We start from the raw sequence: 9,511 nt of genomic DNA, 5'->3' as shown, positions 1-9,511 counted from the left end.
CAGAGCCAGTAGCAGCATGTTGCGGCGATTGAGATGGCGGACATGAAGGTGTGCGAGCAGCGATCATAGCGTGTTGCGACCCTGCGCCAATCCTTGATCCGCCCGAAGACGTTCTCGATTTTGTGGCGCTGGCGATAGAGGTGTTTGTCGTAGTGGTACTGGACCTTGCGGTTCTGACGCGGGGGAATGCATGGGGTGGTTCCTTGTGCGAGCAGCGCGGCGCGGAACCAGTCGCTGTCATAGCCTTTGTCTGCCAGCAGTTCCTTGGCGCGCGGGAGTGCCGGGAACAGCAGGAATGCGCCCTTATGGTCGCTCATCTGGCCCTCTGTCAGCATCATCACGATGGGGCGACCCTCGCCATCGCAAACAACATGCAACTTCGAGTTCAAGCTGCCTTTGGTGCGCCCGATACATCTGGAAAGAGCCCCCCTTTTAACAGGCTGGCCGCTGTGCGGTGCGCCTTGAGGTGGGTCGCGTCGATCATGATCCGCTCGGGCTCTCCGGCCTCACCCGCCAGTTCGGCGAATATCCTGTTGAACACGCCCAGGCGGCTCCAGCGAATGAACCGGTTGTAGATCGTCTTGTGCGGACCATAGCCCTTGGGCGCGTCGCGCCACATCAACCCATGCTTGACGACATAGATGATGCCCGACACAATCCGCCGGTCATCGACCCTCGGAATCCCATGCGACAGCGGAAAAATGGCTCGATCCGGCGCATCTGCGCCTTGCTCAGCAACAACGGTACCTCCATCGGCAGCGCCTCCTCGACGCTGCCATTGAATCAACCAATCAGGCCTCGTGCAAGCGATTTAATAGGTCCTGAGCCTAGCAAGCGTCTGGCTATGAAGCACCGTCTGTTTGTGTATCTTTCAATGGTTTTTGTCGCCCTGTTTCCGTTGGAAGCAAGCTCTGCGCCGGTGGATTGTGCGGCTATGTCCATTGGCATGGATCATTCAGCACCGTCCGAGGATTGTGCTGGCTGCGCCGATGAAGAACGAGAATCCTGCAAGTCGATTTGCGGCTCACAGTGTCAACTGTTTCCACTTGCACTGATGATCGAGGTTCGGACACTTGCAGTTTCAGTTGATAGGCAAATTCCATTTTCCCCGAGACTTAGTCCATCATGGGATGGCGGGCCTGAGCCGCCACCTCCGCGATTAGCCGTCTGATATCAGGACTTAATTTATCAACGGAGAAAAAATTATGAGAAAGCTTATCATCTTCGCAATTGCACTGTTTGGCTCCAGTTCGGCGGCTTACGCTGCTGCCCCGGAGCAGGTTGCCAGCGCTGCCATGGCCTGCTGCGACCTCGTGATGGCATGTTGCGAAGCGGCTATGGATTGCTGCCCCTAAAGGGCTGCGTTCATAAATGAGTAAGTGGGCGCTCGGCCGAAAACCGGGCGCCCCTTTCGTTGTCATTTGCAAAGCACGACATCACTTGACGCCGGGCGATCGCATGGCCTTTCGTTTAATTTGATCGCGGTCCCAGCGTCTCGATGATCTTGCAGTCGGCAACCGTCCAGTGTCGGCACGAACCGATAACGCGGTCGAGTTCTCCGCGCAGCGCAGTTAGGTCGGCGATCTTGCGATCGATTTCGTCGAGGTGGGTTCTGGCGATTCCATCGACCGCTTCGCACGATTGCGCCTTGTCGTCGGACAGCGTGAGCAATTCGCGGACGGCTTCGAGGGTGAAACCCAGATCGCGGGCGCGCCGGATGAAGGACAGGCGCGCCAGATGCTCGATTCCATAAGCTCGATAATTGGCGGATGTCCGGCTGGGCGGTGGCAACAGGCCGATCTTCTCGTAGTAGCGCACAGTTTCGACCTTGGTCGCGGTTGCACTTGCCAGTTCGCCGATCTTCATCGCTTGACCCTGTAGTTGCTACAGGGTGTAGATAGGTGTCCGACTCGGAATTTGTCGAGAAGGAAGTGAAATGGCGGACAGTTGCTGCGAAAGCGCTTGTGGAAGCGAAACGGCCAAGGCCGATCCGCGCTGGCGGCGCATTCTTTGGGTGGCGCTGATCGTCAATGCGGCCATGTTCCTTGTCGAGATGGTCGCGGGTTCGACGGCAGATAGCCGCGCTCTTCAGGCAGACGCACTCGATTTTCTGGGGGACGCGGCCAATTATGCAGTGAGCCTTGCGGTCGTCGGGACGGCGCTGGCGTGGCGGGCACGGGCTGCCCTGCTCAAATCGCTGTTCATGCTCGGATTTGCCGCATGGGTATTTGGCAGCGCAATCTTAGCATTTGTGAACAGCACCGCGCCGGATCCGGCGACAATGGGTGCAGTGGGCGCGCTCGCGCTTGCGGCGAATGTCGGGGTCGCCTTGCTGCTCTATCGCTATCGGACAGGCGACGCGAACATGCGCTCGGTCTGGATTTGCTCGCGCAACGACGCCATCGGCAATGTCGCGGTGATGCTGGCCGCACTTGGCGTCTTGGGGACCGGCAGCGCGTGGCCCGATCTGATTGTCGCGGGCATTATGGCGGCGCTGGCGCTGACCGGGGGTGTGCAGGTGCTGCGACATGCGCTGGCGGAGCTGAAAGCCGGTCCCGCAGCGGCGAAACCGGCATGACGACCGGCAATAGTGAGGCGACAGTATGACTCGTGATCTTGCACAAGCCGTTATGGCAGAGGAGTTCGCGGCGTTTGACGCTGCGCATCGCGCCGGCAACAGGGAGGCAGCGTGGCATGCGCTTGAGCACGCCCATATCGTGGCTCAACCCTATCTTGGGCTACATCTGGCCAGTCATTGGACCATGCTCACTTACGCGCTTCGCAGGAGGGACGGCAGGGAAGCTTTGGGGCAATGCCTGCGGCTTGCCCTCGTTCCTCTGGGTGCCATTACAGGTCGCTTGCCTGTCGGAAATACAGGTCGCTCCCATGTGAGTGCTTTTCGTCCGATGCCTATCCCGCAGGCACTTCTGAATAGAATGGACGGCAAGCCGTGAGCAATTTCTTGTCAGCTTCACGTGCGATTGCTAGTTCACTGCTGTGATGGCCCGTTTCTTCTCGATGCTCTTGGTATTCGCCATATTGTATGGCGGCATCACTGCGCCGGAAGCTGCGCATGCCGAAAGTCTTCTGACCGCACAGGGCATAGAAGGTCTCGTCCCTCATGACCACGAAATGGCCGACAGCGAACAGAACCAGCAGGAAAAAGGCAGTTCGCCTTGTCACGCGCTGGTCCATCACCACTGCGGTCTCGCATTGGCGGCAGATACGGCTTCCGATTGTTCAGCGGTCGGGAGCGGCAAGGACTCAGTGATGTCACTCATCGTTGAACCGATGGCGTCACTGGCCACTGCCCCCCCCACCGAGCCGCCCGCAGTCTGAAATCCCAGCTTTGAACCCGCCGGACTAAACCGGCGTCGATACTGGCTATTTCAGGATACTCATGACATGCGACATTTCATTTTTGGCGCGATTGCGCCTGTGGCGCTTATCGCCACGGCACCTGCTGACGCGCGTGCGACACGCGTCGATATTCCGGTCCAAATAGAACCGAACAATTTGGTCTATATTCTCTGGGTGAAAGTAAATGCTGACGAGGGCCGCACAGCTGTCAGAGGCTATGTCCGTAACAAGCAGTGGTTCGCCCGAAAGAGAGGGGATCTGCACGTTGAGTTTCTGAGGCGCGGGCAGGTGGTCGCCTGTCAGGAAACAGACTGGAAGAAATACCGATATCGGTCGCGGGGGCAGTGGCGCTTTTCAACATCGGCTAACGTATCCGCCACGACCATCGATATCGTTCGTATATCGCATGTGATTCATGACCGGGAAAGGGACCGCGCACGCAACCCTGTGAACGCTTGTTCTGGATTGGCCGAGCCAACCTCATTGAACCCCGGCGGCGCGTGACATGAAGTTCCGATTTTTGATTGCATCCGCCATATTGGCGAGCAGCGCCCATGCTTGGGCGGCTGAGGTTTCGCTTTCTGCCGCACTGGCACAAGGTGCGGAGACCTCACCGCGCGTTCAGGCAGCGAAGGCGAAAGCTGACGCAGCCGAGGCGCGAGCAAGGCAGGCAGGAGCCTCGCCGAATCCCGAACTCAGCCTTGAGGTTGAGAATTTTGCCGGGAGCGGTGCCTTCCAGGGGCTGCGCAGCACCGAAACGACACTGGCACTGAGCCAACGGATCGAGTTGGGCGGAAAACGCAGCGCGCGCTTAGCCGTCGCTACCTCCGAACGCGATTTCGCTTTTCTGTCGCTTCGTGCCGCCGAAGCTGATCTCGCGCGCGACATTCGCATCGCCCATGCCGAATTGCGCGGCGCTGAGGACCGTGCGATGCTGGCTCGCGAAAATGCAGGTCAGGCGGTCGAATTGGCTCGCACGGCCCGGTTGCTCGTTGAGGTTGGACGCGATCCGCCCCTGCGCCAGCTCCGCGCCGAAGCTGTGCTTGCCGAAGCGCAAGCTGAGGAAGCGCGCTCCTTTGGCGAACTTCTGGCTGCGCGCCGCTTCCTTGCCGACCTGATCGGCAGCAGCGATCCTGACCTGTCGGCAATGGTTGCGGACGGCGAGGTTGCGCCTGGCGCACTACCACCCGCGACCCCTTCGCTTGACGAACAGCTTGCCGCTGCCGAACGCGACGCTGCACAGGCGCGCATTCGCGTGGCCCGCGCCGAAGCTGTCCCCGACGTGACCGCAAGCGGAGGTGTGCGTCGGTTTGGCGAGGGCCGCGAAACCGCATTCATCGCGGGCATTTCGATCCCCTTGCCTTTTCGTGACCGAAATAAGGGCAATATCGAGGCGGCACAGGCCGACAGCCTCGCCAGCGAAGCATCGCTGCGACTGGCGTCAATCAATGCTCGCCGCACCCAGCATGACGCTCGAATGATGCTCGGGGCAGCCAACGCCCGGGTCGCGGTGTTGTCTGGACCATCGCTGGCACAAGCTGCAGAAGCCGTGCGGCTCGCCAGCATCGGATACGGCGCAGGCAAATTCAGCCTGCTCGAACTGCTTGACGCGCAATCCGCGCTCACCACCGCCAAAACCGCGCTGATCGAGGCCCGCTTAGACCGTGCCCGCGCGCTTGCCGCACTGATCCGCGCCCAAGCGCGCGCAGGGAATTGAACCATGATCGAAGAAACCAACAGAACGAAACTGATCGCCGGACTTTCCGTAGTTGCGCTCGCGCTTGCAGGCTCTGGCGTCATGCTGGGCCGCTCGCTGCTCGCGCCGAGCGCCGCAACCGCACCCGCAACCGCTGGGGAAGGTGAGCATGGCGAAGAAGAAGAGCATGGCCCTGAAGGCTTCGTTGCAATGGATGCCGCGCGGACGCAGGCCGCAGGGATCGCGACCGAAGCCGTCAGCCCCGGTGGGTTGGCAGCGGAAATCATCGCACAGGGTGTTGTCGCGACGACGTCCGAAGGCGAAGCCGTGCTGACCGCCCGTGCCGACGGGGCGATTGTGCGGATCACCCAACATTTGGGCGACAATGTTCGCGCCGGCGAGACCATCGCACTCCTGGAGAGTCGCGAAGCCGCCACATTGGTTGCCGATCGCAGCAAAGCAGCCGCGCAGGCCAATGCCGCGCGTTCGGCCTATGCGCGTGAAAAGCGACTGTTCGATGCGCGCGTGACAGCCCGGCAAGATCTGGAAGCGGCGCAGGCGGGGCTTGCCGAAGCCGAGGCAGAATTGCGACGTTCGCAGTCTGCGGCGGGTGCGTCTAAACTGTCTGGCGATGGCCGGACGTTGGCGATTACCAGCCCCGTCACTGGAAGGTTGACCCGCGCCGATGCGCGCCTTGGCGCTTATGTGCTGGCAGGCACCGATTTGTTTCACGTCTCCGATCCCAACCGCTTGCAGGTCAACGCATCAGTGCTGCCTGCCGATGCACGGCGGGTCCGGGTTGGCGATACAGCGGTCATTGAACTGGCAGGTGGCGAAACACGGATGGCGACGGTCCATTCGATCACCCCGGCCCTCGATGCACAAAGCAAGACGGCAACGCTCATCCTGACCCCACAAGGTGCGGCGCAACTGACCGCAGGCCAGGGTGTGCGCGTCCGCGTCCGTCCCGGCGGCCAATCGAGCGACGGTCGCATGACGCTTCCTGAGGATGCCGTCCAGACTGTCGAGGGCAAGAACATGGTGTTCGTGCGCGGTCCCAAGGGGTTTCAGGCGACCGAGGTCGTGATCGGCGAGCGCAGCGGCGGGCGGATCGAGATCGTCAGTGGTCTTCCCGCTGGCACAGTCGTCGCGACAAAGGGCGCTTTCCTGCTCAAGGCCGAACTCGGCAAGGGCGAGGCGGAGCACTGAGATGATCGAAAAACTACTCGACGCGGCGATCCGCTTCCGTTGGGGCGTGGTCGTTGTCACGCTCATCATCGCAGCCTTCGGCGGGGCGCAGCTTTTGAAGCTGCCGATCGATGCTGTGCCCGACATCACCAACAAGCAGGTGCAGGTTAATACCGTCGCGCCTGCTCTCGGCCCGCTCGACATGGAGCGGCTTGTTACATTCCCGGTCGAAACCGCGATGGCAGGAATACCGGGGCTGGAAAGCTCTCGCTCGATTTCGCGCAACGGGTTTTCGCAGGTGACAGTCGTATTCGACGAAGGCGTCGACCTGTATTTTGCGCGCCAGCAGGTTGCCGAACGGCTGACCCAGGCGAAGGAAAGCCTGCCCGACGGCGTTGAGCCGCAGATGGGACCGGTGACGACGGGCCTTGGCGAAGTGCTTATGTATGTCGTCGAGTTTGAACCGGCTGGAACGGCGAAGAACCCCAAAGTTGCGGGAAAACCGGGCTTCCAGCCCGATGGCTCCTATCTTACCACCGATGGCAATTCGCTGACCGACGAGGTGTCAAAGCTCGCCTATCTGCGCACGGTGCAGGATTGGGTGATCAGGCCTCAATTGAAGACCGTTCAGGGCGTAGCCGGGATCGACAGCATTGGTGGCTATGAAAAGCAATTCGTAGTGGAACCCGATCCGGCCAAACTCGCCAGCTATCACATTTCCTTCTCCGAACTCGCCGAGGCGCTGGAAAAGGCCAATATCTCTGTCGGGGCAGACTTCGTTGAGCGTGGCGGCGAGGCGTTTCTGGTCAAGGCCGATGGCCGTATCCGGACCTTGGACGAAATCGGGCGCGCGACCGTGGTGACCCGGGGCGGTGTTGGAGTTGCGGTGCGCGATGTTGCCACTGTTCGCATCGGCGGCGAGTTGCGCACGGGTGCTGCATCAGAAAACGGCAATGAAGTCGTTGTCGGCACCGCCTTGATGATCGCGGGTGGCAACAGCCGCATCGTTGCCAACGCCGTCGCACAACGATTGGGCGAGGTCGCCAAAGCGATGCCGCCGGGAATCAAGATCAAGACCGTGCTGGATCGCTCGAAACTGGTCAACGCAACAATCTGGACGGTCGAGAAGAACCTGCTCGAAGGCGCGCTACTGGTTATCGCGGTGCTGTTCTGGCTGCTTGGGAACATCCGCGCAGCCGCCATCGCGACGCTGGTTATCCCGATATCGTTCCTGATGATGGCAATGGGAATGAACGCCACCGGCACTTCGGGCAATCTGATGAGCCTCGGCGCGCTCGATTTCGGGCTGATCGTCGATGGCTCGATCATTATCATCGAGAACTGTCTCAGGCGATTGGCCGAACGACAACATCATGAAGGGCGATTGTTGACGCTTACCGAGCGGTTGCACGAGGTGTTCGAGGCTTCACGCGAGATGGTGCGGCCCACGATTTACGGACAGGCAATCATCTTCCTCGTTTTCGCGCCTTTGCTCACCTTTACGGGCGTCGAAGGCAAGATGTTCGGGCCAATGGCGATCACGGTGATGCTGGCTTTGGGCGGTGCGTTCATCTTGTCGCTCACCTTTGTGCCAGCAATGGTTGCGCTGCTCATTCGCGGCGAAGTGGCCGAAAAGGACGTCAAGGCCGTGGCCATGGCCAAGGAGCGCTATGTTCCTTTGCTCGACAAGGCCGTGGCGCGGCCCTGGCCGTGGATCGGCGCGGGCGTCGGTGCGTTCGTGCTGGCGGGGCTGCTGTTCCTGATGCTGGGCCGCGAGTTCATCCCGCAGCTCGATGAAGGCGATATCGCACTGCAAGGCATTCGCATCCCCTCGACTTCTCTGGGCCAGTCGTTGGCCCTGCAACGTCAGGTGGAAAAGGCCGCTATCAAGCTGCCAGAAGTCGCCTATATGTTTTCGAAAACCGGGACGGCAGAGGTTGGCACTGATCCGATGCCTGCGAATATCTCGGATAGCTTTGTCATCCTCAAGCCTAGGAGCGAATGGCCTGCTGGTGTCACCAGCAAGGAACAGGTGATTGAGCGCCTCGAAGCCAAACTCAAACCCTTGGTCGGCAGCGCTTTCGAGATCAGTCAGCCAATCCAGCTGCGCTTCAACGAACTGATCGCGGGTGTGCGCGGCGACATTGCGATCAAGCTCTACGGCGATGATCTCGAAGCGATGAGCGCCGTCGGCGCAAAGGTGGCGGCGGTGCTGAAGACCGTTCCGGGTGCTGCAGACGTCAAGGTCGAGCAGACCGAGGGCTTTCCGCAGCTCGACGTGAAGTTCGACCGCGATGCCATCGCGCGCTACGGCCTGACCTTGCAGGATGTGACTGACACTGTAGCTGCTGCGCTTGGTGGTCGCGAGGCCGGGATCGTCTTCGAGGGTGACCGGCGGTTCGATATTGTCGTGCGCCTGCCGGGTGCAGGACGCAACGATCTTGATGCCGTGGGCGCTCTTCCGATCATGCTGCCGCAGGAAGGGGCATCCATTCCGCTGAGCGCTGTGGCCAGCTTCAGCTTCTCGGAGGGACTCAATCAGGTCAGCCGAGACAATGGCCAGCGCCGCGTCGTCGTTCAGGCGAATGTTCGGGGGAACGATCTCGGCAGCTTCATCGCCGAGGCCCAAAGTAAAGTCGCAGCGCAAGTCCAGTTGCCGCCCGGCAGTGCGATCGAATGGGGCGGGCAGTTCGAGAATCTGCAAGCCGCCTCGCAGCGCCTGTCGCTGGTCATCCCCATCGTGTTCGCGGCGATTTTTGGCATTCTGTTCGTTGCCTTGCGCGGCTTCAGACCCGCCATCGCCGTCTATTCGGCAATCCCGTTGGGGTTGGCGGGTGGTGTGTTCGCGCTGGCGCTCGCGGGTCTGCCCTTTTCGGTATCGGCGGCAGTGGGCTTCATCGTGCTGGCGGGTGTCGGCGTCTTGAATGGTCTGGTCGTGATGACGGCAATCAACCAGCGGATCGACGAAGGGCTGCCAGTTGCGAAAGCCATCGTGGAAGGCTCGCTCGAACGCTTTCGTGCGGTGCTGATGACCGGGATCGTTCCCGCCATTGGCTTCGTTCCGATGGCGCTGGCTACCGGACAGGGCGCGGAGGTGCAAAAGCCGCTCGCTATCGTCGTGATCGGCGGGCTGATTACCTCGACCATCCTGACGCTGTTCGTCCTGCCGGCGATCAGCCAGCTTTTGCTCAGGGGCAAGCACATGCACCACGAAACCGGCGAATATACCGATGTCGATACGCTCGGCAGCGGACTTCCGGCATAGAA

Annotated in this window: 8 protein-coding genes and 1 pseudogene; 7 read left to right on the top strand and 2 right to left on the bottom strand. The window is 60.8% G+C overall.

What is annotated here, in order from left to right:
* A pseudogene (locus tag WG900_RS12120) lies at nt 1–753 on the bottom strand (IS5 family transposase); the annotation flags it as partial.
* Between the two features lie 717 nt (nt 754–1,470).
* The gene (locus tag WG900_RS12115) at nt 1,471–1,866 is read right to left on the bottom strand and encodes a MerR family transcriptional regulator (protein ID WP_339967415.1); all 396 of its coding nucleotides are present in this window, start codon (nt 1,864–1,866) and stop codon (nt 1,471–1,473) included.
* A 70-nt stretch (nt 1,867–1,936) separates the two neighbouring features.
* Between WG900_RS12115 and WG900_RS12110 the strand changes: the two genes are divergently transcribed.
* The 7 genes from WG900_RS12110 to WG900_RS12080 all read left to right on the top strand — a co-directional run bounded on the left by WG900_RS12110 (nt 1,937) and on the right by WG900_RS12080 (nt 9,509).
* Entirely contained in the window at nt 1,937–2,578 is a 642-nt protein-coding gene (locus tag WG900_RS12110; protein ID WP_339967413.1) for a cation efflux transmembrane domain-containing protein, read from the top strand.
* A gap of 25 nt (nt 2,579–2,603) precedes the next feature.
* Nucleotides 2,604–2,954, top strand: a complete 351-nt coding sequence (locus WG900_RS12105) for a DUF3703 domain-containing protein (protein WP_339967412.1) — start codon at nt 2,604–2,606, stop codon at nt 2,952–2,954.
* Nucleotides 2,955–3,000: 46 nt separating this feature from the next.
* Nucleotides 3,001–3,339 carry a hypothetical protein gene (locus WG900_RS12100; protein WP_339967410.1) on the top strand — a complete coding sequence of 113 codons (339 nt, stop codon included), beginning with the start codon at nt 3,001–3,003 and terminating at the stop codon, nt 3,337–3,339.
* A gap of 66 nt (nt 3,340–3,405) precedes the next feature.
* A complete protein-coding gene (locus tag WG900_RS12095) occupies nt 3,406–3,864 on the top strand; it encodes a hypothetical protein (RefSeq protein WP_339967408.1) in 459 nt (152 codons plus the stop codon).
* A gap of 1 nt (nt 3,865) precedes the next feature.
* Nucleotides 3,866–5,077 (top strand): TolC family protein, encoded by a 1,212-nt coding sequence (locus WG900_RS12090; RefSeq protein ID WP_339967406.1) that lies wholly within the window; start codon nt 3,866–3,868, stop codon nt 5,075–5,077.
* A gap of 3 nt (nt 5,078–5,080) precedes the next feature.
* Nucleotides 5,081–6,265, top strand: a complete 1,185-nt coding sequence (locus tag WG900_RS12085; protein ID WP_339967405.1) for an efflux RND transporter periplasmic adaptor subunit — start codon at nt 5,081–5,083, stop codon at nt 6,263–6,265.
* A 1-nt stretch (nt 6,266) separates the two neighbouring features.
* On the top strand, nt 6,267–9,509 hold the full coding sequence (locus tag WG900_RS12080) for an efflux RND transporter permease subunit (RefSeq protein ID WP_339967404.1): 3,243 nt from the start codon (nt 6,267–6,269) through the stop codon (nt 9,507–9,509).
* Nucleotides 9,510–9,511 lie beyond the last annotated feature (2 nt).

Source organism: Novosphingobium aquae, from assembly GCF_037572715.1.
GTDB lineage: Bacteria > Pseudomonadota > Alphaproteobacteria > Sphingomonadales > Sphingomonadaceae > Novosphingobium > Novosphingobium aquae.
Note: the sequence above shows the minus strand (reverse complement) of the source record. Positions and strands in the feature narration are given on the sequence as shown.

What these genes read in the sequence shown, in the direction of transcription:
- WG900_RS12115 (WP_339967415.1), bottom strand. Translation starts at nt 1,866, where the DNA reads ATGAAGATCGGCGAACTGGCAAGTGCAACCGCGACCAAGGTCGAAACT.
- WG900_RS12110 (WP_339967413.1), top strand. Translation starts at nt 1,937, where the DNA reads ATGGCGGACAGTTGCTGCGAAAGCGCTTGTGGAAGCGAAACGGCCAAG.
- WG900_RS12105 (WP_339967412.1), top strand. Translation starts at nt 2,604, where the DNA reads ATGACTCGTGATCTTGCACAAGCCGTTATGGCAGAGGAGTTCGCGGCG.
- WG900_RS12100 (WP_339967410.1), top strand. Translation starts at nt 3,001, where the DNA reads ATGGCCCGTTTCTTCTCGATGCTCTTGGTATTCGCCATATTGTATGGC.
- WG900_RS12095 (WP_339967408.1), top strand. Translation starts at nt 3,406, where the DNA reads ATGCGACATTTCATTTTTGGCGCGATTGCGCCTGTGGCGCTTATCGCC.
- WG900_RS12090 (WP_339967406.1), top strand. Translation starts at nt 3,866, where the DNA reads ATGAAGTTCCGATTTTTGATTGCATCCGCCATATTGGCGAGCAGCGCC.
- WG900_RS12085 (WP_339967405.1), top strand. Translation starts at nt 5,081, where the DNA reads ATGATCGAAGAAACCAACAGAACGAAACTGATCGCCGGACTTTCCGTA.
- WG900_RS12080 (WP_339967404.1), top strand. Translation starts at nt 6,267, where the DNA reads ATGATCGAAAAACTACTCGACGCGGCGATCCGCTTCCGTTGGGGCGTG.